The 24,414-nt window shown below is 40.1% G+C and carries 22 protein-coding genes and 1 pseudogene; 16 read left to right on the top strand and 7 right to left on the bottom strand.

The features are described 5' to 3' along the window. Positions 1-2: 2 nt before the first annotated feature. Positions 3-1,493 (bottom strand): PLP-dependent aminotransferase family protein, encoded by a 1,491-nt coding sequence (locus J536_RS08810; RefSeq protein ID WP_032062652.1) that lies wholly within the window; start codon positions 1,491-1,493, stop codon positions 3-5. A gap of 114 nt (positions 1,494-1,607) precedes the next feature. Between J536_RS08810 and J536_RS08805 the strand changes: the two genes are divergently transcribed. The 11 genes and pseudogenes from J536_RS08805 to madM all read left to right on the top strand — a co-directional run bounded on the left by J536_RS08805 (position 1,608) and on the right by madM (position 10,385). Further along, positions 1,608-2,243, top strand: a complete 636-nt coding sequence (locus J536_RS08805) for an FMN-binding negative transcriptional regulator (RefSeq protein WP_032062650.1) — start codon at positions 1,608-1,610, stop codon at positions 2,241-2,243. 42 nt (positions 2,244-2,285) lie between these two features. Then, positions 2,286-2,879 (top strand): GNAT family N-acetyltransferase, encoded by a 594-nt coding sequence (locus J536_RS08800; protein WP_032062648.1) that lies wholly within the window; start codon positions 2,286-2,288, stop codon positions 2,877-2,879. A 167-nt stretch (positions 2,880-3,046) separates the two neighbouring features. Continuing rightward, on the top strand, positions 3,047-4,726 hold the full coding sequence (gene mdcA / locus J536_RS08795) for a malonate decarboxylase subunit alpha (protein ID WP_000399241.1): 1,680 nt from the start codon (positions 3,047-3,049) through the stop codon (positions 4,724-4,726). Continuing rightward, positions 4,726-5,611, top strand: a pseudogene (locus J536_RS08790) (triphosphoribosyl-dephospho-CoA synthase). The gene mdcA and the pseudogene J536_RS08790 overlap by 1 nt, the downstream one beginning before the upstream one ends. Before the next feature lie 2 nt (positions 5,612-5,613). Then, on the top strand, positions 5,614-5,913 hold the full coding sequence (locus J536_RS08785; protein WP_032062645.1) for a malonate decarboxylase subunit delta: 300 nt from the start codon (positions 5,614-5,616) through the stop codon (positions 5,911-5,913). Further along, positions 5,906-6,757: a biotin-independent malonate decarboxylase subunit beta gene (locus tag J536_RS08780; RefSeq protein WP_032062644.1), complete on the top strand. Its 852-nt coding sequence runs from the start codon at positions 5,906-5,908 to the stop codon at positions 6,755-6,757. Before J536_RS08785 ends, J536_RS08780 begins: the two co-directional genes overlap by 8 nt. Further along, entirely contained in the window at positions 6,754-7,581 is an 828-nt protein-coding gene (mdcE, locus tag J536_RS08775; RefSeq protein WP_032056346.1) for a biotin-independent malonate decarboxylase subunit gamma, read from the top strand. Before J536_RS08780 ends, mdcE begins: the two co-directional genes overlap by 4 nt. Then, positions 7,572-8,180 (top strand): malonate decarboxylase holo-ACP synthase, encoded by a 609-nt coding sequence (locus J536_RS08770; RefSeq protein WP_080776904.1) that lies wholly within the window; start codon positions 7,572-7,574, stop codon positions 8,178-8,180. The genes mdcE and J536_RS08770 overlap by 10 nt, the downstream gene beginning before the upstream one ends. A gap of 12 nt (positions 8,181-8,192) precedes the next feature. Next, positions 8,193-9,125, top strand: coding sequence for a malonate decarboxylase subunit epsilon (gene mdcH / locus J536_RS08765; RefSeq protein WP_032062643.1), 933 nt, complete (start codon positions 8,193-8,195; stop codon positions 9,123-9,125). Positions 9,126-9,178: 53 nt separating this feature from the next. Continuing rightward, positions 9,179-9,580, top strand: coding sequence for a malonate transporter subunit MadL (gene madL / locus J536_RS08760; protein WP_005076475.1), 402 nt, complete (start codon positions 9,179-9,181; stop codon positions 9,578-9,580). A 43-nt stretch (positions 9,581-9,623) separates the two neighbouring features. Beyond that, a complete protein-coding gene (gene madM / locus J536_RS08755) occupies positions 9,624-10,385 on the top strand; it encodes a malonate transporter subunit MadM (RefSeq protein WP_032053681.1) in 762 nt (253 codons plus the stop codon). A 54-nt stretch (positions 10,386-10,439) separates the two neighbouring features. Here the strand turns inward: madM and J536_RS08750 are convergent, their stop codons facing one another. From J536_RS08750 to J536_RS08730, 5 genes are all read right to left on the bottom strand, one after another. Further along, positions 10,440-11,357, bottom strand: coding sequence for a LysR family transcriptional regulator (locus tag J536_RS08750; protein ID WP_032062642.1), 918 nt, complete (start codon positions 11,355-11,357; stop codon positions 10,440-10,442). A gap of 100 nt (positions 11,358-11,457) precedes the next feature. After that, positions 11,458-12,876 carry a PLP-dependent aminotransferase family protein gene (locus tag J536_RS08745; RefSeq protein ID WP_032062641.1) on the bottom strand — a complete coding sequence of 473 codons (1,419 nt, stop codon included), beginning with the start codon at positions 12,874-12,876 and terminating at the stop codon, positions 11,458-11,460. A 93-nt stretch (positions 12,877-12,969) separates the two neighbouring features. Continuing rightward, positions 12,970-13,104, bottom strand: a complete 135-nt coding sequence (locus tag J536_RS25000) for a hypothetical protein (protein WP_005076466.1) — start codon at positions 13,102-13,104, stop codon at positions 12,970-12,972. A gap of 14 nt (positions 13,105-13,118) precedes the next feature. Continuing rightward, on the bottom strand, positions 13,119-14,126 hold the full coding sequence (gene cydB / locus J536_RS08735) for a cytochrome d ubiquinol oxidase subunit II (protein WP_005076463.1): 1,008 nt from the start codon (positions 14,124-14,126) through the stop codon (positions 13,119-13,121). After that, entirely contained in the window at positions 14,119-15,564 is a 1,446-nt protein-coding gene (locus J536_RS08730) for a cytochrome ubiquinol oxidase subunit I (RefSeq protein WP_032062640.1), read from the bottom strand. The genes cydB and J536_RS08730 overlap by 8 nt, the downstream gene beginning before the upstream one ends. A 643-nt stretch (positions 15,565-16,207) precedes the next feature. Between J536_RS08730 and J536_RS08725 the strand changes: the two genes are divergently transcribed. From J536_RS08725 to J536_RS08710, 4 genes are all read left to right on the top strand, one after another. Continuing rightward, the gene (locus J536_RS08725) at positions 16,208-17,026 is read left to right on the top strand and encodes a hypothetical protein (RefSeq protein WP_032062638.1); all 819 of its coding nucleotides are present in this window, start codon (positions 16,208-16,210) and stop codon (positions 17,024-17,026) included. A 134-nt stretch (positions 17,027-17,160) separates the two neighbouring features. Continuing rightward, positions 17,161-18,456, top strand: coding sequence for an acyl-CoA dehydrogenase family protein (locus J536_RS08720; RefSeq protein WP_032062636.1), 1,296 nt, complete (start codon positions 17,161-17,163; stop codon positions 18,454-18,456). Between the two features lie 178 nt (positions 18,457-18,634). Then, positions 18,635-20,026 (top strand): LLM class flavin-dependent oxidoreductase, encoded by a 1,392-nt coding sequence (locus tag J536_RS08715; RefSeq protein WP_004642499.1) that lies wholly within the window; start codon positions 18,635-18,637, stop codon positions 20,024-20,026. Between the two features lie 194 nt (positions 20,027-20,220). Beyond that, complete coding sequence (locus tag J536_RS08710) at positions 20,221-21,687, top strand: MFS transporter (protein ID WP_032056331.1); 1,467 nt, start codon at positions 20,221-20,223, stop codon at positions 21,685-21,687. Positions 21,688-21,748: 61 nt separating this feature from the next. On the opposite strand, the gene J536_RS08705 is transcribed toward J536_RS08710, so the two are convergent. Continuing rightward, complete coding sequence (locus J536_RS08705) at positions 21,749-22,933, bottom strand: hypothetical protein (RefSeq protein WP_032056329.1); 1,185 nt, start codon at positions 22,931-22,933, stop codon at positions 21,749-21,751. Positions 22,934-23,373: 440 nt separating this feature from the next. On the opposite strand from J536_RS08705, the gene tauA reads away from it, so the two are divergent. Further along, positions 23,374-24,414 carry a taurine ABC transporter substrate-binding protein gene (gene tauA, locus J536_RS08700; protein ID WP_080776902.1) on the top strand — a complete coding sequence of 347 codons (1,041 nt, stop codon included), beginning with the start codon at positions 23,374-23,376 and terminating at the stop codon, positions 24,412-24,414.

Raw genomic sequence — 24,414 nt, 5'->3', positions numbered from 1 at the left:
GTCTAAGTCGGCTTGTCATATTGTTGAATAATCTTTGATAGTTTTTTTATGGCTTGTTGCATCAGTTCGGGTTCAAAATCGCCTAAGCCGACAATTAAACCCGAACGTTGCCGCTCTTTTGAAAATGTCGGTGAAATTGCTTTGATGGCAATGCCTGCATCGATTGCCGAACTTGCAACGTAAATATCATTAATATGCTGAGAAAGCCATAACACCATATGCATGCCTTGATCGCCCGGCTGTAACCAAGCCAGTTCTCGAGGTATGTATTTTTCAATCAAGCCAATAATGTATTCTCGAACTTCTGCATAGACATTTCGAGTACGTCGAATATGTCGTTCCAAATAACCCTCTTGAATAAAAGCAGCCAAAACGTGCTGGTCAGCTGCAGGTGGATGTCGATCAATTAAGACTCTAAGCCCACAAAAAGGTGCTACCAATTCTTTAGGTAATACTGCATAGCCAAGTCTAAGGGAAGGAAATAGTACTTTGCTGAAAGTACCCAGATAAATGACTTGGTCGGGTGCCATGCCTTGTAAGGATGGGAAGGGCTGACCGTTATAACGGAGTTCGCTGTCATAGTCATCTTCAATGATCCATGCATTTTGTTGTTTTGCCCAAGCTAATAAAGCTGTACGTCTTGCTAGACTCATTGGCATACCAAGTGGATATTGGTGAGACGGTGTCACAAAAGCAGCACGGGCATGTTTAGAAAGTTTAATCCCAGTTTCAACTTGAATACCTTCTTCATCAACAGGAACACGTACCATTTGAATGTTTTGCACAGTATGCTCAAAAATGGCTGTTGTACCCCGATAAGCTGGATCTTCAACCCAAACTTCATCTTTCGCCTCAAATAAAATTTGGCTGCAAATATAAAGTGACTGTTGAATACCAGGTGTAATCACAATTTGGTTAGGTTCGCAGTGGACAGAACGTGACCGTCGTACATAGTCTGCTATAGCAACTCTCAGCGATAATACACCTTGCGGTTCGCCATAACCCGAAGGGGCACCTGCACCTCGTGATCTATATTTATTACCAAACTTACGCCAGATGTCGCTCGGTTGAGTACGACCGACGGGGACAGATACCGCAAAAGGAACATGAGGAAGTGGCTTAAATTCATCAAGCACGTTGGCATAAGAACGTGCCGATTTGGTTAAAGATATCGAGTTAGGTTTATTTTCTTTTGATGAATGTTGTATTACAGATGTTTTAACCAAAGCATGAGACACATAGGTGCCAGTTCGTGGTTGAGAGTCAAACACACCTTCAGCTAAAAGCTGATCGTAAGCTTCAATAATGGTTCCGCGAGCGACACCTAGGGTTAAAGCCAATTCGCGTGAAGAAGGCAACGGATCGCCAGGCTGTAAATCACCACTTTGTACAGCTTCGCGTAAAGCTTGAGTCAGTTGAGCACTTATCTTTCCTTGGCTTTTATCAATCTTTGCAATAGACGGAAGTTCAACAACTTTTGCCATTCTTGCCATAATTCTGGTCTACTTAAAAAAATACAAAGTGGTTCTTTTTAATAAACCACAGAAACCAGAAAATTTACAACACAAAATATAAATAACCCTGATATTTACAGTGAGGTTTTAGTCATGTATATCCCTGATGATTTTGCAGAAAACCGTTTGGATGTGTTGCATTCTCTTATTACCGAACATCCATTTGGAGTGCTTTTTACTCATGGAAGTAATGGCTTAGATGCAAATCATCTTCCATTCGAGTTGCAGGAAAATGAAGGGGAATTTGGCATGCTACATGCCCATGTGTCACGAAATAATTCTGTTTGGCAGGACATTAAAAATGGAGATGAGGTAATTGTCGTGTTCCAAGCAGGCGATGCTTATATTTCACCAAACTGGTATCCATCTAAACATGAACAGCACAGACAAGTACCGACATGGAACTATAGGGTTGTGCATGCTTATGGCAAAGTGACAATTCGAGATGATGAACGTTACGTTCGCGGTGTTGTGGCTCGTTTAACCCGTACTCATGAAGCATCTCAACCTGAACCATGGAAAATGTCCGATGCACCAAAGGACTATCTTGAACCGATGTTAAAAGCCATTGTAGGTATTGAGATTGAAATTACCAAGCTACGAGGAAAATCAAAACTTGGGCAAAACAAAGAACGCCGAGATATTTTAGGCGCGGCAGATGGCCTATCGAAATCTGGTCATCAAACCATAGCGAATGCCATGTACAGTGTGGCTGAGTTAAATAAATAATTTTGAAAATATAAAAGCTTAATATCAATTGAGGAGATAAAGATGCCTTTGACTACACCTGTTGAGTTATTGGGTGAACACGTTATTTTAAAGCCGCTAGATGTAACTCAAGCTGAAGCGCTCAAAGAGGCCGTTTGCGATGGGGAACTCTATAATCTTTGGTATACCCGTGTGCCAAGACCTGAACAGATGACTGCTGAAATTGAAAGACGTCTTGATTTGCAAAAATCCGGCTCTATGTTGCCATTTTATATTGAAGACCGAAAAACGGGACGAGCGCTGGGCATGACAACTTTAATGCATATTGAAGAAGCCCATCGCCGTGTAGAAATTGGCTCAACATGGTATCGAAAGTCTGCACAACGTACGCCTGTAAATACTGAATGTAAAAAGCTATTGTTGGCTCATGCATTTGAGACTTTAAACTGTATTGCGGTTGAGTTACGCACATCTTCTTTAAATGTTCAAAGTCAAGCCGCGATTGTACGCTTGGGTGCAAAGCTAGACGGTGTGCTAAGAAGCCATCAAATTGTGAAAGATGATATTTTGCGGGACACTCACGTTTACAGCATTTTAAAACATGAGTGGCCTGCGGTTCGCCAAAATCTGGAATGGATGTTGAATAAACCGCGCTAAAAGGAATTTTAAGCAAGCTGTTTTTCTCTTTTTTGGCTTAGCCAGAAGAGAGAAGCTGTGATAATCATTAACCTGAAGTTAATAACAACTCATCTAGGTTGATTGATCGAAACTCCATAAAGCGTTTTTATAGATTCAGAACAAAACTGCGATCTATAGGTAAGCACATGGAAGGATCAGTTCAGAATAAAGAACGGTTATGGACAAAGCGGCGTCATGCCAAACAACTAAAACTAGAGATGGCAAACCAATATACCGATGGTGTGGTCATTCCAACTCAGGACATTATTAAAGTTTTAGAAACCTTAATTACACCGGGTGACAAGGTTGTACTCGAAGGGAATAACCAAAAACAAGCAGATTTCTTATCGCGCTCTTTGGCTCAAACCAATCCAGATATTTTGCACGATTTGCATATGATTATGCCAAGTGTCGGGCGTTCGGAACATCTTGATCTGTTTGAAAAAGGGATTGCGCGTAAGCTCGATTTTTCTTTTGCTGGCCCACAAAGTTTACGTATTAGTCAGTTAATTGAAGATGGTTTACTAGAGATTGGTGCCATTCATACCTATATCGAGTTGTATTCACGTTTGGTGGTCGACCTCATTCCAAATGTGGTGCTCTCGGCGGGTTTTATGGCGGACCGCCAAGGCAATATCTATACAGGCCCTAGCACCGAAGATTCTCCAGCACTTATTGAACCGGCGGCTTTTAGTGACGGTATTGTGATTGTTCAGGTCAATGAACTGGTCGATGACGTTTCAGATTTACCACGTGTCGATATTCCTGCTTCTTGGGTTGATTATGTGGTGGTGGCAGATCAGCCATTTTATATCGAACCGTTATTTACTCGTGACCCGAAACACATCAAGCCAGTGCATGTGCTTATGGCGATGATGGCAATTCGCGGAATTTATGAAAAGCATAATGTGCAATCGTTAAACCATGGTATTGGTTTTAACACTGCGGCAATTGAACTGATTTTACCGACCTATGGTGAGTCTTTAGGTTTAAAAGGAAAAATTTGCCGAAACTGGACATTGAATCCGCATCCAACCTTAATTCCAGCGATTGAAACAGGTTGGGTTGAAAGCGTCCATTGTTTTGGTACTGAACTCGGTATGGAAAAATATGTTGCTGCTCGTCCCGACGTTTTCTTTACAGGTCGTGATGGCGCTTTACGTTCCAACCGCATGATGTGTCAGCTTGCAGGTCAATACGCCGTTGATCTATTTATTGGCGCAACGTTGCAAGTTGATGGCATGGGGCATTCTTCGACTGTTACCAAAGGTCGTTTGGCTGGTTTCGGTGGTGCACCAAACATGGGGCATGATCCGCGTGGCCGTCGTCACGATACGCCAGCATGGCTAGATATGCGCTTGCAAGGTGCCAATGAAACAGAAACCTATTTGGCACGTGGTAAAAAGCTGGTGGTGCAAATGGTGGAAACCTTCCAAGAGGGTGGCAAGCCAACTTTTGTAGATCGCCTTGATGCGATTGATGTTGCTAAAACTGCAGGCCTACCTTTAGCTCCGATCATGATTTATGGCGATGATGTCACTCACTTACTCACCGAAGAAGGCATTGCTTATCTATATAAAGCAAGCAGCCAAGAAGAACGTCAAGCCATGATTGCTGCGGTAGCAGGTGTGACCAGTATTGGTTTAACTCAAGATCCGAAAACAACAGCACGTTTGAGAAGTGAAGGTCTGGTTGTATTCCCTGAAGATTTAGGTATTCGCCGTACCGATGCCACACGTGAACTTTTAGCGGCGAAAAATATTGCCGACTTGGTGACATGGTCAGATGGCTTATATCAACCCCCTGCAAAATTCAGGAGTTGGTAATGATGGCACAAGTTCAATATCAAACGCTCAGCGATAGTCAGCTTTTGGCAGATATGGCGGTCGAAGCGTTAATTGATGAAGTTAATCTGACACCGAAACCAGCATTGGTTGATCGTCGTGGCAGTGGTGCGCATGATGACCTGACTTTGGAATTAATGGAGCGCTCTGCGAAAAGTTTAAGGCCTATGTTTGATGCAATGGCCCAAGCTGCAAAGCATCATGGAAAAGTCTGTTTAGCTTTGCGTGAAGACATTGGAGAAATTGGCCGTCAAGGTGAAAAGAGCATGATGTTGGCGACAGATGGTGTAAATACACATCGCGGCGCAATTTGGGCTTTGGGTTTAATGGTTACGGCAGCAGCATTGGCGCGCACGAATCAACAGTATTTATCGGCTGTTGAGCTATGCCAGTTAGCAGGCCAGATTGCCCAGCTTGAAGATCGCTTTATTCCAAAGCAGGCTTTGAGTCATGGTCAAGAAGTACAGAAAAAATTAGGCATCTTAGGTGCCAAAGAACAGGCACAACAAGGCTTTCCAACTATTGTGAAATTTGGTTTAAAGCAACTTTATCAAAGTCGTGGTAAACCCATGAAAGAAGAGTTCGCTCGCTTAGATGCCTTACTTGCCATGATGACAGATTTGACCGATACCTGTGTGCTTTATCGCTCTGGCACATCTGGTTTAAAGCGTATGCAACAAGGTGCTCAGCAAGTATTGGATTTGGGCGGTAGCTCAAGCTTAGAAGGTCGACGTGCCTTGCATCTTTTAGAGATTGACCTGCTTCGGATGAAAGCTTCCGCTGGTGGTGCCGCAGATTTGTTGGCAGCAACACTATTGATAGATCGTGTTGAGCAGACATCTGTCAAAAAATAAAGAGGGATTTTGATTATGGAAACACTTCATTTTGAATTTGTGGCCACAGAGCCATCTGTAAAAAAAGCATTGGTAGGATGTGTTGGTTCGGGTGATTTAGAAATTTTGATGGAACCTGGTGAAACTGGAAAAGCTTCTATTCAAGTGGTGACTTCAGTAGATGGTAGTGCTGCACGTTGGCACAATCTTTTTGAACGGATTTTTACTGCGCAAATACCACCAGCGGTCAATATTGATATTCATGACTTTGGTGCAACTCCCGGTGTCGTTCGCTTACGTCTGGAACAAGCATTAGAGGAGATTGCTCATGACTGATATTCAGAGTTTGTTAAATAAACAAGATTTTATTGAACTCAGTGCAAGAGAACGCGTTAAAGCGCTATTAGATGAAGGGACTTTTCGAGAGTTACTCGACCCATTTGCACGTGTTATGTCGCCTTGGCTCGTTAAGCAAAATATCGTACCGCAAGCCGATGATGGGGTAGTGATTGCAAAAGGATCTATTCAAGAACGCCCAGTGGTTTTAATTTCAATTGAAGGTTTATTTCAAGGTGGAAGTTTAGGTGAGGTGGGGGGCGCCAAAATTGCAGGTGCCTTAGAACTTGCGGTTGAAGACAATCTGAAAGGTATTCCAACAGCGGCAATTTTACTATTAGAGACGGGCGGCGTTCGCCTACAAGAAGCAAATCTGGGTTTGGCTGCAATTGCTGAGATTCAGGCTAGCATTGTGAACTTACGTCAGTATCAACCCGTCATTGCTGTAGTTGCAGGCAGTGTAGGGTGCTTTGGCGGTATGTCAATTGCGGCTGGCCTATGTAGCTATATTGTAATGACACAAGAAGGGCGTTTAGGCTTAAATGGCCCGCAAGTAATTGAACAAGAAGCTGGTGTTCAAGAATATAACGCCAAAGATCGCCCATTTATATGGAGTATTACTGGTGGTAATCAGCGCTTCACTAGTGGTTTGGCAGATGCTTATGTAGACGATGATCGCCAGAAAATTCGTCAGCAAGTCATCGATTATTTAACTCAAGGCGTACCTCATCAGCATCGTAGTTCAAATTACACATTCTATTTAGAAAAGCTGCAACAAGTTGATACTGCTGAGCAGATTACCCCAGCACAGGTTCAAGCTTTGTATCAAGGAGAGCAAGCATGAATATCGCCGTTGATACATTAAAAGCATCTACTCGTGGTGCACATTGGTTTAAAGCATTTACACAGGACTTTAAGACAGTTGAAGGTTTTCCAGCTTCTGTTTGGGTAGCTGATGGTCAGATTGATCAGCAAGCGGTACGTGTTATTGCAGTTGTCCAAGACAGCAATAATCTGTTCCCACGCGCGAGACAAGGTGAAGTTGGACTGCTGGAAGGTTGGAGTCTGGCAAAAGCGGTTGATGACGTGATTCAAGTCGATGCACAGGCTGAAACTAAACGCGCTATTTTATGTTTGGTTGATGTTCCAAGTCAGGCCTATGGACGCCGCGAAGAATTATTAGGTATTCATCAAGCTTTAGCAGGTGCAGTAGATAGTTATACCAGGGCCAGATTGGCAGGCCATCCTATTGTGAGTTTATTGGTTGGTAGGTCGATGTCGGGTGCTTTCTTGGCGCATGGATACCAAGCCAATCGTATTATTGCCTTAAAAGATTCAGGTGTTATGGTGCATGCGATGGGTAAGGAATCTGCTGCACGTGTTACCTTGCGATCGGTTGATGAGTTAGAGCAATTGGCATCAAGCATTCCGCCAATGGCTTATGACATTGAAAGTTATGCAACTCTAGGTTTGTTATCTGAACTGTTATCTGTTGAAAACCCTGAACAACCGACAAACGATGATCTTTTGTTAGCGAAGCAGACAATTGCTCAAGCATTTAAAGAAATTAATGCTGATCAATCGAGAGGACTTGAACAAAGACTTCATGGCCAAAACCGTCAAATGTCTAAAAAAGTCCGTGAATTATTGCGTGAGCAATGGTCATGAAACTTAAGCTCGAAGCCCATGATTTGTTGTGGGGTATGACGGTCGATTGCTTGGTCGATGATGCCCCACTTTGGGTGAAAGAGGTGTTACTACGCGGTGATCCCGTTGTAGTTCGACGGGAAATTACTCCTGAAGATCAGGTGGCTGTGGGTATAAGAGGACAATTTCGCTATCAACGATATGCAGCTCAAATGCCACGATCAGCAATCAGCAAACAGCTTAAGCCAGAAGCGCTGACTCGCATAGATACGCAACAGTTTGCACACTTGGCAGAACGTTTACAAAGCATTTCCAGCATTATGAAAAACTTTTCAGGATGTTGGGGATATACAGGAAGTTTCGGGTTTGAGCTGGCAACTGGTATTAAAACGGTAACTCAGCAAAGTGATATAGATTTGTTGATCCGAGCTGAACAACCTTTTGCCAAAAAGCAGGCGATTGAGCTACTCGAAACTTTTCAGCAAGCAGGACTCAATGTGGATGTACAGCTACAACTTTCACAAGGTGGGTTGGCGTTAAAAGAATGGGCTAGGAATAGCGAAAAAGTTCTATTGAAACGACCTGATGGTGCAGTTTTAGTAGAAAACCCATGGAATTAGGGAATAGATATCATGGCTTCAATTTGGGTATATCCGGGACAAGGTGTGCAACGAAGCAATATGCTGCACGACTTACCTCAAACCGCTCTGGTCAAAGAATACCTTGAGCGTGCATCAGATGCACTCAAAGAAGATGTCTTGATGCTAGATAGTGCAGCTGCATTGCAATCGACACGTGCAGTACAGCTTTGTTTACTGATTTCAGGTGTGGTGAGTTCTGCACTATTCACTGAGGAAAACTTAATACCTGATTATGTGGCTGGTCTATCGATTGGTGCATGGTCGGCTGCTGTTGTAGCGGGAGTTTTAGCCTTTGAGGATGCCGTTCGTTTGGTTGCCTATCGAGGTGAACTCATGCAAAACGCCTATCCAACTGGATATGGTATGACTGCTCTGATTGGTACAGACCGTGCAGCTGTTGAAACGTGGGTCAAACAGATTTATGAAATAACGCCAGAGGTGTTTGTCGCAAATATTAATGCACATAACCAGATCGTTATTTCAGGAGGCTTTGAAGCCATGAACCAAGTTGCTGTTTTGGCAAAGCAACAAGGCGTGGTGGCAAAAAAATTAGATGTATCGGTGCCATCGCACTGTGAATTATTAAGTCAGCAAGCAAAGCAACTTGCAGCGTCTATGGAGGGAGTGACTTTAAAGCAGCCTAAAATACGATATTTAAGTGGTACAACGGCTCGTACGCTTATCAGGCCAGAACAGATTGGTGATGACTTGGCTTTTAATATGAGTCGAACTGTAGATTGGGAAAGTACTATCCAAGCTGCATGGGAGCGAGGTGTAAGGTTACAGATAGAAGCTTTGCCGGGAACGGTACTTACTGCACTTGCACGTCGAACGTTTAAAGAAGGAACTGTATTGTCATTTCAGGGAACACGTTTAGACAGCATTCATTTAGCAATGCAAAATGAAAATAATGCTTCTTTGTAACTACAATACAAATTAAAAATTGAGTAATAACCCAAGGATATGAGGGATTTACAATGATTATATATGGAACAGCAATATTAGCGATCTGTCATTTATTAGGCGACTATCTTGGCAACACCTTAGGCATGGTATTAGGCGTTAAAGCGAATGTCGGTGGCGTTGCTATTTCAATGATTCTATTGATTTTATCTAAAGAATTATTGGCAAAAAAAGGTTACTTACCTCAAGTCACACAATTTGGCGTCTTGTATTGGTCAGGTATGTATATTCCGATCGTTGTTGCGATGTCGGCAGGTCAAAATGTTGTTGCAGCATTATCGGGTGGCATGTTAGGGCTGATTGTCTCTATTGCATCGTTAATTGGCACGGTTTTAGTCATCCGTTATTTAAATAGAATGAGTGGTGACTATGAAACATATGAATGGACGATAGAACCCAAGGAAAAAATAGCCTAAGCAACATAAACTACAAAAAGTTCAATCAAAAAGGATTTAAATGATGGACGCTATAATTGCTGTGTTATCAAAAAATGCATTAGTTACTGCTCTTGCAGTAACGGGTTTAATGATGTTTGTTTCCCATCTACTCTCAAAATATTTGACGAAGGGAAAACTACAAAGTTCTGCAATTGCGATTACTTTAGGTTTGGTTGTTGCTTACTTTGCGGGAGTTTATACGCAGGGAACCAAAGGTGTTTCGGACATCGCTATTTTTTCTGGTTTTGCGCTGTTGGGCGGAGCCATGATTCGTGATTTAGCGATTGCTTCAACTGCATTTGAAGTTGATGTGAAAGAAGTGAAGAAAGCAGGCAAAATTGGTCTAATTGCATTAATGCTTGGTTGTGTTGTGCCTTTTGCAATTGGGGTTTTGGTTGCATGGAGCATGGGCTATCGAGATCCCATTTCGATGACAACGATCGGTGCAGGCGCAATGACTTATATTGTAGGTCCAATTACTGGCACTGCAATTGGCGCGAGTTCTGATGTCATCGCACTTTCTATTGCAATTGGTTTAATCAAGTCAGTTTTCTTTATGGTCGGTACGCCGCTGCTTGCTAAATTCATGTACTTAAAAAGTCCACGCTCAGCGATGGTATTTGGCGGTTTAGCAGGAACAACCAGTGGCACTGCAGCAGGCCTAGCTGGTACTGATGTACGACTTGTACCTTATGGAGCATTGGTTGCAACCTTCTATACAGGACTTGGCTGTTTACTTGGACCTTCTTTATTTTTCCTAACGGTTAATGCAATTTTTGGATAAATTTTTGAAAATCCTATAACGGCAACTGATTATTCTTTAATAAGTTGCCGATATTTATCTTTTAAAATTAGTCGTAAACATTCGACATTCAGCAATCAGGGCAAGTAAGTTAGGGTCGCGTTCTTTACTTTTTAAAAAGACCAGTCCAATTTCTTGTTGCATGTGATATTGCTGTTTTAGCGGAATGAGTTTGACTGAGCTTTCATAAACTGCAGAAATACGGCCGGGTAGTAGAGCAAAACCGACACCTGAGCTGACCATACTAATTAAGGTAAAAATATCATTGACCTGTAAAGCAACTTTTGGTGAAAAACCTGCTTTTTTAAAAATAATGTCGCTGTCGTTATGAGTTGAAAAACCCTTAGTTAAAGTTAAAAAAGTTTCTTCTTTTAAAAGGCTTAAATCAATATCTTTAAAATCGGCATATTTTGAATCTTTATTGACGGCCAAAAAAATGTCATCTGAAAACATCGGTAAAATTTCAAAGTCATCATCTTGAGTGGTTTCATTTAAAGCCACGATAATGGCATCAAGCTCAGTTGCTTTCAGCTTTTTCACCAAATCCTGATTTGAACTCAGCAACAGTTGAATATCAAGCTCACTACGTCTGAGTTTAAGACCGCTAATCACATTTGGAATCGTATTTACCGTCAAAGAATAAAGAGACCCTAAATGTAAAACCTTAGCCGCAAAACCTGCTGCTTCTCTGGTTTTATTTACGGTGATAAAAATGTCTTGTACTATTTTTTGTGCCCGTTCCTCAAAGACATAAGCACTTTTTAAAGGAATGAGGTTACGGCCTTCATTTTTAAAAAGAGGGCAACGTAAAGCACTTTCTAAAGAATGTAAGGCTTTATGAACACTGACATTACTCAACTGCATTTCTGTGGCTGTTTTAGACAAATTTCCACAGCGCATAAAAGCTAAAAAAATCTGTATTTTTTTAAGGGTGAGTTCTTCATCAATTTCCATATTAATTCCTTGAAACTGTTTCCCTTAAAACTATAGATTTGAGCTATAAAGTTACCACAAAATAAAGTCTATAAAATTGTGCTTAGGTCGAAGCATTTCTTTAGATACTTGCTTCAACTCTTTGTTGAATGGTTTTGATAACTTGATCTAATGCGCTTTGAATTTTAGTGTTCCATTCAAAAGAACAGTTAATTCTCAAATAATGCTGTTGTGAGGGTAAAACACTAAACAAAGGGCTTGGCGCAACGCCAATATCTTGCTGAATCAATTCTTCATAAACTTGCATACTGTCTAGCGTACTAGGAAGTTTGACCCATAGAAAATAGCCACTCGGGTAGTAATACACTTCGCAAGAGCTCGGTAAATGCTGCTTTAAATAGTGATAAAACTGCTTTTTATAACGCTCAAGTGAAAGTCTAAGTGTACGCAAATGCTTTTCATAATGATGATGTGACAAAAATTCGACTAATGCATTTTGAATGAGTGCATTGACTGAAATGGTACTCATGAGTTGCAAGTGTTGAATATGGTCTGAAAATTTACCCGCATAAACCCAACCGACCCGAAAACCTGCACCTAATGTTTTAGAAAAAGACGAGCAGTGAAGCACCAGATTTTGTTGGTCAAAATACTTCATTGAAAGTGGTTTTTGACCGCCATAAAAAAGCTCTTCATAGACATCATCTTCAATCAAATAAATTTGGTGTTCATGAAGCAACTTGGCAATTTTATATTTAATGTCATCACTAACAGTAAAACCAATCGGGTTATGGGCGTTGAGCATGAGCCAGCACACTTTGATTGGATAGGTTTGAATGACTTGTTCAAATGCCTCTAGGTCAAAACCATGTTGTGGATGTTCAGGAATGGTAATCACTTTAAGTCCTAAACGCTCGGCGGCTTGCCAAGCCCCATAAAACACAGTTTGCTGTAATAAAATATAATCGCCGGGTTGAGCGACCGCTTGTAGCGAAAGGTTCAGTGCATCTAAACCTCCAGATGTAATGACAATGTCATCTGGGTCGGTCTGTATGCCTTGCATACAGTAGCGCTGAGCAATTAGTTTTCTTAAGGCTAAATTACCGGGAGGCAAACTGGTTGTCTGGTCATAACTTTGTCTTTGGCGCGCAAGTTGCCCCATAATTTGAATAAGTTTGGGTGCTGTTAAAAGCTGACTGTCCGGAAAAGCTGAACCAAAAGGTACGACGGACTCATGTTGAATTGACTTAAGATATTTAAAAACTAATGAATTAATTTCAATTTTAGAGTTCAGTGAAACAACTGAATATTGTTCGAGTGGCTTTAGTGCAATTTGCTCGGCAACGAAGTAGCCAGACTTTTCTTTTGAATAGATCAGACCTTGTGATTCAAGCTCCTGATAAGCATTCATTACGGTCATTAAACTAAAGCCAGAGCGTTGTACCTGATCTCTTAATGAAGGTAATTTTTCATGCGCAATTAAAGTGCCGCTCTCAATGAGTTGGCGAATGCTATGAGCGAGTTGTTCTGATTTATACATGTATGAGCTGCACAAAATAAAAAAAGATGCACTGAATCAATAATAAATGCCGTTTGCAGAATCTACAAACGGCATTTGTTTAGAAAGTTGGAATTACTTTAAGTAAGGGGCTGCATAAATCAATATCACTTTAAACAATCCCGCAATCACAGCTAAGGCTAAAAAACCACCGATCCATAGCAGAATAAACCATTGGGTTTGATTGAGTTTAACGGATGACTTTTTCATAAAACCCTCCATACTTAATGATAACCTTCGTCACCTACACGAACTTTGTCTCTAAATACCCAATAAGAAACAATGGTGTAAGCAATAATAATTGGAATCAGAATAAGTGCACCGACCAAAGCAAACATCTGGCTTGAATGCGGTGCTGCGGCTTGCCAGATTGTGACTGATGGCGGAATAATATATGGCCATAAACTAATCACAAAACCAGTAAATGCAAGGAAAACGAGCGCTAATGTATATGCAAATGGTTTAAGGTCATGATCCTGTTTTTTACATGCCGATAAAATCAGACCAACAAACAATAAGACCAAAATCGGTACTGGGCTAAAATAGAACAGGTTTGGTAAAGAGAACCAGCGATCTGCAATTTCAGGATGAGTCAACGGTGTATATAAACTCACGCCACCAAAAATAATGAGCAGTGCAATGATCAGCTTTGGCATAAGCTCATACATACGTTGCTGCAAACCTTTTTCGGTTTTTAAAATCAGCCATCCACAGCCTAAAGTGGCATACATGGCAACTACGCCAATACCTGTAAAGATGGTAAACGGGGAAAGCCAATCAAAAGACCCACCAGCAAAAATACCATTTTCGGTTTTGATTCCTTGAATATAAGCACCCAAAATAATCCCTTGAAGGAAGCTCGTTAAAACTGAACCCCAAATGAAAGCCAAGTCCCAAAGGTGTTTGGTTCGATGAGCTTTAAAACGGAATTCAAAAGCAACTCCACGGAAAATCAAGGCAATGACCATGAAAATGATAGGCAGGTAGAGTGCTGATAAAACTGTTGAATAAACCAGTGGGAATGCTGCGTATAGACCAGCACCACCGAGAACCATCCAGGTTTCGTTACCATCCCAGACAGGAGCGACGGTATTCATCATGACGTCACGTTCTTGGCTGTTCTTAATGAAAGGGAACATAATCCCGATTCCTAAGTCAAAACCATCCATGACCACGTAAATTAAAACACCTAAACCAATAATACCGACCCATATTAAAGAAAGATCAATCATGATGTTTCTCCCCAGATTTTTGATTATCGTCAAGGTTTTCATCGACAGCACTGAGTGGACGCATTGGTGTTTTAAAGTGTCCAACGCCACCAGTTTCAATATTTGGTGTATCGATAAATACAGGGCCTTTATTAATGAGTTTTAAGGTGTAGTAAATACCGCTACCAAAAACGATGGTATAGACCACCACAAAAATAAAGAGACTAAGCCCAACCTGATCTGCCGAAACGGTATGTGAAAGCCCGTCTTTAGTGCGCATAATCCCGTATACAACCCACGGTTGACGGCCTACTTCGGTAGTAATCCAGCCAGCCAGCATTGCCACATAACCCGCAGGCCCCATCACTACAGCAAATTTATGAAACCATGATGTTTCATAGAGTTTTCCACGCTTACGTAACCAAAGCGCAATTAAAGACAGAGTGACCATGAGCACACCAAGACCCACCATCACACGGAAGCTCCAGAAAACGATGGTTGAATTTGGACGGTCTTCAGGTGCGAAATCTTTTAAACCTGTCACTTGGCCATCTAAGCTATGTGTTAAAATTAAGCTACCCAAATAAGGAACACCCACTTCGAAGTGGTTACGTTCTTCTTTCATATCTGGAATTGCAAATAGCAATAATGGCATCGGTTCATTGTGATTGGTTTCCCAGTGACCTTCCATTGCCGCAAGTTTGGCTGGTTGATGTTCACGGGTGTTTAAACCATGGTTATCGCCAATCACCACTTGCAAACAAGATGTCACAAGCACCATCCATAAACCCATCGAGAACGATTTTTTCACCAATTCATCACGACGGCCTTTTACTAAATGCCATGCAGATGTTCCGACCACCAATAATGATGAAACTAAGAAGGCTGCTGCACCCATGTGGGCAAAGCGGTAAGGGAAGGATGGATTAAAGACAATTGCAAACCAATCTTTTGGCACAATAATGCCATTTTCGATGGCAAAGCCTTGAGGTGTCTGCATCCAGCTATTTGAAGATAGAATCCAGAACATGGAAATACATGTTCCGATGGCAACCATAAGTGTTGCGAAGAAATGGGCTCGAGGACCAACACGTCCCCAACCAAATAACATAATGCCTAAGAAACCTGCTTCTAAGAAGAAGGCACTCAAGACTTCATAGGTAAGTAAGGGACCAGTAATACTTCCGGCGACACGTGAAAATTCACTCCAGTTCGTACCGAACTGGTAACTCATGACCACGCCCGAGACCACACCCATACCAAAGGCAACGGCAAAGATCTTAATCCAGTATTTAAAGAGATCTTTATAAATCGGGTTTTGGGTTCTTAACCATTTCCACTCTAACACTGCTAAAAAGCAGGCAAGACCGATGGAGGTGGCCGGAAAAATAATATGGAAGGATACTGTAAAAGCAAATTGTATTCGCGCTAATTCTAGAGCGGTTAGACCGAGGCTCATAAACTTTCCCCCTGTGAACTAGCTGATGATGGTTAAATGAGTTAAATACTTATTTTCAGGCAACAAAGTATTTTGGCGATTAAACTTACTTCTGTGATAAATGTTCTTAGCAAGTAAAATGCCAACAGGGTTAAGCAATATAATTGCTTGATATTCCAAGAGAATAGACTGATTAATTGTTCTCAGTCTGTTAACAAAGTTTATGCTTGATGTTGCATTTGTAAAAATGCATGTTGCATTGAAACATTGATGAAATATCTGGCGATATGCAATAGATCGTCTCATGAAAACTACCTACCTTAAGAAGTTTCCTTAATCATGCACTTACTAATTTTGTATATGTAGATACAGAAATTTTTTATAAAACTATAACAGTCTGGAGCAGTCATGAGGTGTGCTATAGTTTTTTTTCAATTATCTGTAGCTATGTATCCATTCTTCAAAAGTCCAAAATAAATGAACAAGATTTACGAATGGCCAAAATCACTCTCCAAAATACAGCGAATGCGACTTTGGGTAATAAGCGCAGAATAGTTTCTTCTCTTTTATTCCTTTGTTGTTTTGCGTGAGGTCTGGTTGTTACGTAGGTTATTAAAGACCTGATTTAAGTGTAGCTCTTCTAAAATAGCTTGGATGTTAAAAAATGTTTATTACTTCTCAACTCAATGTCCTGCATAAAATTATTAAAAATCAGCCTATTCCTGAATCTATATTGGCTCAGTTAGAGCAGACCTATGTTAATTTTGAAGCTACCTTATTAAGAGCGAAAGTACTCAGAGACTTTTCTAAATCTGAAACTGTATATTTAATCCAATCTCATATTGAGCCACAGCAAAGTAGTGTGGCTTATCTATTTTCACCATTTATTTTTGCCAACTTAAACAAGGCTGCTATTTATACAACGCCTGCGACAACGCCTGTGCTTTCTATTCTGAATAAATATTACCAAGCTGAAAAAAAAGCACTATTCAAAGTAGATGATGTTTTAGACAGCTTAAAAATTTATATAGATTTGGAACTTACAGAGCTTAATGAAGTTGAGTTTATTTATTTAAGCTTAATCAAGGCACTGTGCCGAAGTGATCTCTCTACCGTTTTTTTAATTACGAGTTTAGATGTAGATGTCGAGCATTTAAAAATACTGGAGCAATTTTTAAAGGTCAAAATTTATTGGATTAAAACCACAAAAGATGATGACTTGAAAAATTTAAATAGCTTAGAAATGCGGAAATTATTATTCAAAAATAAAGATGAAACTTATGTCAAATTATGCGCGAAATTTGCTCAAATGAATGCTGAGTTGGTAGGACTCTGTGACACTTTCACTACGCCTCAAATGACGCATTTAATTGACGACATGTTTTATTCAGAACATATTTTTGAAAAGTTATCCGTCTATTCAGAATATATACAAACACTTCTGCAAAGCCAGCAGAGCATTAGACAAAAAGAGGCTTCTTAGTCTTTGAGATGAGAGCTTTTTATCTTTGTGCTTGGGGGCTTATATAAAGAATGAATACAGTTATAAAAAAATAATCGTTTTCATGTGAAATAAATATTTTATGGTAAAAGCAAAGCAATATTGGTTTTACTTACATGACAAATTTAAATTTTGAGCATCATCTCGGTTCACTAACGCATGCAGCACTCAGTCAGGCTTCGATCATTTCTCGCGTGTGGGGTGAAGGGCCTTCAGAACGTTATGATGAATTGGCAAAAAATTTCAGACCGACTTTTGCCCGTATTAAAGAAGGGGCTTTAATTCGTGAGCAACAGCATATTTTGCCCTATGAACAACTTCAGTGGCTTAAAGATATTGGTTTTACACGGTTAAGACTTCCCAAAGCTCATGGGGGCTTTGATGCAACCATTCCTGAACTATTTGCATTGCTCATTGAACTTGCCGAGGCCGATTCAAACTTACCGCAAGCTTTGCGTGTGCATTTTGGTTTCACTGAAGATGTCTTAGTAAGTAAAGACAAAGCGTTTCAACAACGTTGGCTTAGCCGAATTGCAAATGGGGAAACAGTCGGTAGTGCATGGTCTGAAGGCGGGAAAGAGTCAATTGATCAGTTCGAAACACATTTATATCGAGACAGTGAAGGAAAAATTCGCGTTAAGGGTAAAAAATATTACACCACAGGCAGTCTATATGCAGACTGGGTTGACGTAGGTGTAACAGATTTAAAGGGTGAATCTGGTTCTGTCGTTGTCCGCCGTGAAGATAAAGGGGTGGAAATTATTGATGACTGGAATGGCTTTGGTCAGCAACTCACCGCAAGCGGTACAGCATATTTCCATGACGTATTGGTCGATGAAACTGAAATTTTACCTGACGATGACCGTTTTAAATATTCAGCGGCTTATTATCAACTGGTCCAACTGGCAATCATTACAGGTCTAGGACGTGCTGCAACCTATGATGTTTCTCAAGCTGTTGCTAAACGTACCCGAAACTATACGCATGCGAATGCCCAATTTGTAAAACAGGATCCGCAAATTTTACAAGTCGTAGGTCAAATCCGTGGTGCAGCTTACAGTGCAGGAGCGATTGTTGAAAAAGTTGCACAAAGCTTACAACGTGCTTATTTGGCTGCATTTCAAAATAATGAGCAGCTTGAAGAGGAGCAAAATGCACTTGCCGAACTTGAAAGTGCGCATTCTCAAACGGTCATTACCGATCTAATTTTAAATGCTTCTACAATTTTATTTGATGCTTTAGGTGCTTCTGCAACAGACAAAGATTTAGGCCTAGATCGATACTGGCGTAATGTACGAACTTTATCTTCACACAACCCGAGAGTATTTAAAAATCGAATTATTGGTGATTTTAGTGTAAATGGCACATTACCTCCGTATCAATGGCGAATAGGGAATGTTGCTAAACAATAAATTATAGTTTTAGATATTAAGCTGCTATTTTTAGTAGCTTAATATTGTTTATGTTTTTTAGAAATAAATTATAAAAACCTATTAGAATAAAATCATATTTTGTTTGGGGTTTATATTATAAAGAAAACCTAAAAATTGCTTTAGTATAAAAATTAAATAAAATGCTGGTTGATATTTTATGACTAAGAAAATTAGTTTTAATGCTTTTGAAATGAATTGTATTGCCCACCAATCTCCTGGATTATGGCGACATCCTCAAGATCGATCTGTTGAATATAAAGATTTAGAATATTGGACAGATTTAGCACAAATTCTTGAGCGTGGTTTTTTTGACGGTATTTTTATTGCAGATGTACTTGGTATTTATGACGTTTATCATCAAAGTGCTGAACATGCTTTAACAGGTGCAGTACAAGTTCCAGTCAATGATCCGCTACAGATTGTGCCAGCGATGGCAGCAGTCACAAAGCACTTAGGTTTTGGTGTCACAACTTCGATTTCCTTTGAACATCCTTATCCTTTTGCTAGACGTATTAGCACGCTAGACCATTTAACCAAAGGGCGAGTTGGTTGGAATATCGTGACGTCTTATTTGGAAAGTGGTTCGAAAAATTTGGGCCTAAAAACTCAGGTCAATCATGACAATCGTTATGATATTGCTGATGAATACTTAGAAGTCCTTTACAAACTTTGGGAAGGCTCTTGGGAAGAAGGTTCGGTACTTCGTGACCGTGAAAGCGGTATCTTTGCTGACCATAAAAAAGTGCATCCAATTCAGCACGAAGGTAAATACTTTACTGTACCGGGCATCCATATTTGTGAACCATCACCACAGCGGACGCCTGTACTTTACCAAGCAGGTGCGTCATCACGCGGGCAGAAGTTTGCTAGTCAAAATGCCGAGTGTGTATTCATAGCAGCGCCGTCTAAAATTGCCACTAAAAAAGTGGTACAGGGCATTCGCCAAAAATTGGCTCAAGAAGGCCGCGACCCGTACTCAGTTAAAATTTATGCGCTTTTGTCGATTGTCACTGATGAAACCGATGCAAAAGCTCAGGCTAAATTTAAAGAATATCAAAGCTATGGAAGTTATGACGGCGCTTTAACTTTGCTGTCTGGCTGGTCTGGTGTCGATTTTTCACAATATCAACCGACCGATAAAGTTGAATATATTCAAACCAACGCGATTCAATCTTTATTAGATTCTTATGTAAATGCGGACCCAGAACGTGTTTGGACTATTGAAGAAATTGCAAACTGGAACAGCTTAGGTGGGAATGGACCTGTGTTAGTGGGTTCGGCAGAAACAGTTTCGGATGCTCTACAACAATGGGTTGAAGATACGGATATTGATGGCTTTAACCTTGCCTATATTTTGGCGCATCAAACCTTTGCTGATGTAGTTGAGTTTATTGTTCCAGAGTTGCAAAAACGAGGGGTATATCAAACCTCATATGCACAAGGAACATTAAGAGAAAAATTATTTGGTGCTGGGCCATATTTGCCTGAAAATCACCGCGGTGCAAAATATCGTAATCTAAAGGAATTAAAACTTGCTGAGGCAAGTTAATATTTTGGAAAACCTTTAAATAAATAGCTGGTTAAATGCCAGCTTTTATTTTGTCTTTTTATATCCATTTTACTGCTGAGTTAATAATGAAAAGATAATTCTATAATTTAGATTAAAACATCAGATTAATTTGTTTTTGTATTATGTGAATAATCATTATTTTGTTCCTGTTATTAAAATTCAGGAATTATTAAGTGAGCACACAAGAACTCGATCATAACCATCGTTATGAAATTAAATCTCCCGATGATGTTTCACAATTAATTTCCAAATTTGCAGGGAAGGGTAAATCGAATAAAGTTATTTGGTTGGCACTGATTGGGGTGTTTATTGATGCCTACGATTTAACAACGCTGTCCTTTGGTATTGAGCAAGTTATCTCAGAGTTTTCTTTAAGCCCTGTGATGACTGGTGTGGTGGCTTCAGCAATTGTCTGCGGAACCATTGTTGGTAACCTGATTGGTGGTTGGCTGACAGATAAAATTGGCCGTTATCGGGTCTTCATGGCGGACATGGTGCTGTTTGTCATTGCGGCAATTGTCGCTGGTTTTGCACCGAATGTATGGGTTTTGATTTTAGCCAGATTTATTATGGGAATTAGTGTCGGTATTGATTTGCCTGTGGCAATGTCATACTTATCTGAGTTTTCCAAGTTTAATGGAAGTAGCAACAAGGCAGCGCGTTTAGCAGCATGGTGCCCAATGTGGTATGCCGCTTCTTCGGTATGTTTTGGTCTAGTTCTGGCGCTTTATTTTCTTTTACCTCCTGAGCATAGCAACTGGTTATGGCGAGCATCTTTAATTTTTGGAGCAGTGCCAGCGTTACTCATTATTTTTATTCGTGGTAAATATTTAACTGAATCACCCATTTGGCTTGCAAATCAAGGCGATTTAAAAGGTGCAGCTAAAGTTCTACAAGATTCCTATGCAATTAATGCAGTCGCTACAGTTGAAAAAGTAGAAAGAACTGCTGAAAAGAAAAAGCGCGAGGGGTTTGCGGTTTTATTTAATAAAACCTATTTGCCAAGAACTATTGTGGCCATTGTGATTCATATTTCGGTGGCATTTCAGTACACGACCATTGCCTTCTTTTTACCTTCTATTTTAACGCGATTCTTTCATACAGATGTCTTGACGACCATTACTACAACACTCGGACTCAATTTGCTGTTTGCATTTACGGGCGGGCTGTTAGGTGTATTTGTTGCTAGCAGATTTAAATCTCGTCATGTGTTGCTTACAGGCTTTTTACTCCAGTTTATAGCCCTCATTGCCTTAGCATTAATTGGTGAACCCGGTAATAGCTTTTTACTCTACACCGCAATTGGCATGCTCGGTTTGTGGCTTTTTGCTGAAGGTTTTGGGCCAGGTGCACAAATGATGGTTTATCCAACTATGGCTTATCCAGCTTCGATTCGTGGTGTTGGTGTTGGCTTTAACCGTGCAGTAACGGGTGTTGCTCAAGCAATTGCTTTGTTTGTTTTACCGATCTGGATGGCGGGATATAAAACCGATGTTTACCTGATTATTTCTATTTTTGCGTTTATTCCTTTAATTGTGATTGGGCTACTGATTAAGTTTGAGCCTACCGCCCAAGATGTCGATGTGATTGATGAAGATAAAACAGAACTTCCTCTCAATAATTCACCAGTAATCGATTAGAGTAAAAATAAATATCTAGATAAAAACAAAGGCCAACATCTGTTGGCCTTTGTTTTTGGAGTTAGAAGTAATAAGCAAAAATTACAAACGCTTTTTTGTTCCATTTATCGTTGGTTCCACCAGCCGCTAGACCTTCGCTATCTCCTAGATATGGATCATGTTTACCCATCAGCAACTCGGCTTGTACTGTCAATTTTTGATAGTTAAAGGCAATGCCGGGAATAAAACGGGTGGAGTCTTTAAACCCGTCTTGTTCTTTTCGATAAGAACTATAGTTTAGATAAGGGCGAATAGAGGTAATTGGGCCAAATTGCTGAGGAAATAAATAGCTGAGCTCGGCTGAGTAAATCTGACCTTTGGTTGCGGAGTTAAATGAATAATCGAAACCGCCCAAAGTCAGATGATCTTTATATTCAGTGTCGGCATTATCAATGTCTTGATAACCAGCCAAAAGCTGTAAATTCCATTGATTATAATTGGTATTGCTAAAAACCGAATAGACTTGGCGATCTCCATCTTCGCCTGAGCGTTTATTTTCAATGGTGGAGTACCATGCAGAGGCGCCCAATTGCGTAGAGAAATTTTCTTGGCCTAAGACATTTTTAAAGGTATGAGCACCGCGAACAACAATTGAGTTCTTTTCTTGGGTATTGGTGCCTTGTGGTACTGAGTCGTCCGCATTGACAGGGTTTATACTAAATCGACTCGAGTCTTTGCTTTTACCTCTATAGGTGCCACCATCGGTAGGATAAAAGGCGAGTTGTGCTTCATTGATTCCATCATTGAAATCATATTTCACCCCAAGGTTGTGTACATCTTCCCAACCTGCACTATTGGCAATGCCTAAATAATAAGTATTTCCCCAAAAGCGACCCAAGCCAAAAGGAACTGGGTTTAAGCCTGCAATAATTTTACTGTTGTCATTAATTTTATAACCCAACCACGCATCGGTGAGCCAATTGGCATCGCCTAAACGCCCGTAATATTCATAAACCCGATAATCTAGGCGGCCTATCCATTTCGGAGAGTTGTAGTCCAGCCATAAGACCGCATCATTAAAAGAAAATTTACTGGTAGTGGGATCTGAGTCAAAATCATAAACATATTTAGCTCGAACAGTACCGCTTACTTTAAGTTGACCTTCTTCAGCATTGCCAAAGGTAAGGGCTGCATGACTTGAGAGGCTGAATGTAAGCAAAGACGTTGTAATTAATGTTTTTGTCAAAATTTGAGAATGTTTAAACAAAAGAATTTTTCTCCTCTTAAAAATAAAAATTAAATTTGCCTCATGTATAAACCAGAAAAAGATTTGTCCAAATCTTAATATTTGCAGAAGATTCAAGATAAAAAGATAATAAAATCTGTACTTTATATAAAAGAATGAAAATTAATGAGATGCAAAACCCTGGATGCGATAAGCAAAAATAAAAATGATGAAATGAGTAGGATAAAATACTTAGAAGATGTGTGTCAGCCTTTTCACATCTTATCTTTTGTGAATATCGTTTTTAGTTATTGATATATAAGTATTTTAATTTTTATTTTAATCTGTAAGTTTACTTAGAACTTGCTCTTTACCAAAAGATAAAAACTTATAAGGAAAAGTTATTTATAAAAATTAGATAAGCAACTCATATTTTTTTATTTTTCATTATAAAGCCGGCTGCATACCATGGGCTTATATTATTGAAAGATCATGAAATTATGAGCACGAAGACCAAACCGTTGATTATCACGGCAATTGTAGTAGTCGCAATTGTTGCATTTATCGTATGGCAAAATAAAAAAGACAATAATACAAGTGCTTCAGTTCGTGACAACAAACCTGTTGTGATTGCTTATCAAACTGGGGTTGACCCAAGCAAAGTGGCGCAGGCGAATGGGGAATATGAAAAACATAGTCAACGAACCATTCAATGGAAAAAATTTGATGCGGGTTCAGATGTTGTAAACGCACTTGCTTCAGGTGATGTCGTACTTGGCAATATTGGTTCAAGCCCACTTGCTGCTGCGGCAAGCCGTGATTTACCGATTGAAGTATTCTTAATTACATCAAAACTTGGCGCATCTGAAGCATTAGTAATAAGTAATAAATCAGGCATTAAAACTCCTCAAGATTTAATTGGCAAAACCATTGCTGTACCGTTTGTTTCAACAACCCATTACAGCCTTTTGTCTGCACTTAAACATTGGAACATTCCAGAAGACAAAGTAAAAATTATTAACTTGCGTCCACCTGAAATTTCAGCTGCTTGGGAACGTGGTGATATTGATGCTGCTTATGTTTGGGAACCTGCTTTAAGTAAAGCCAAAGCATCTGGTACGGTTTTAACCGACTCGAAACAAGTGGGTGAATGGGGCGCTCCAACTTATGACTTATGGGTTGTACGTAAAGACTTTGCAGAGAAAAATCCTGATTTTTTAAAAGCTTTTGTCCAAACCACGCTTGAGCAGCTTGAAAAATATAATCAAGATCCAGCCGCTTACGTTAAAGATGCCGATAACGTGCAAAAAATTGCGCAGCTCACAGGTTCTGATCCAAAAGATATCCCGCTTTTATTAAGTGGAAATATTTACCTTGACCACGCTCAGCAAAAACAAACGTTAGATGGTGAATTCGCGCAAAATATTTTTGATACAGCGAAGTTCTTAAAAGGTCAGGGCAAGGTCGATCAACTGAAAGCCGATTATAAAGGCAATGTGAACTCTTCATTTTTGCAGCCTTAA

Source organism: Acinetobacter sp. 809848 (assembly GCF_000581275.1).
GTDB lineage: Bacteria > Pseudomonadota > Gammaproteobacteria > Pseudomonadales > Moraxellaceae > Acinetobacter > Acinetobacter pittii.
The sequence above is the reverse complement of the archived record's forward strand: the minus strand, read 5'-3'. Positions and strand labels throughout refer to the sequence as shown.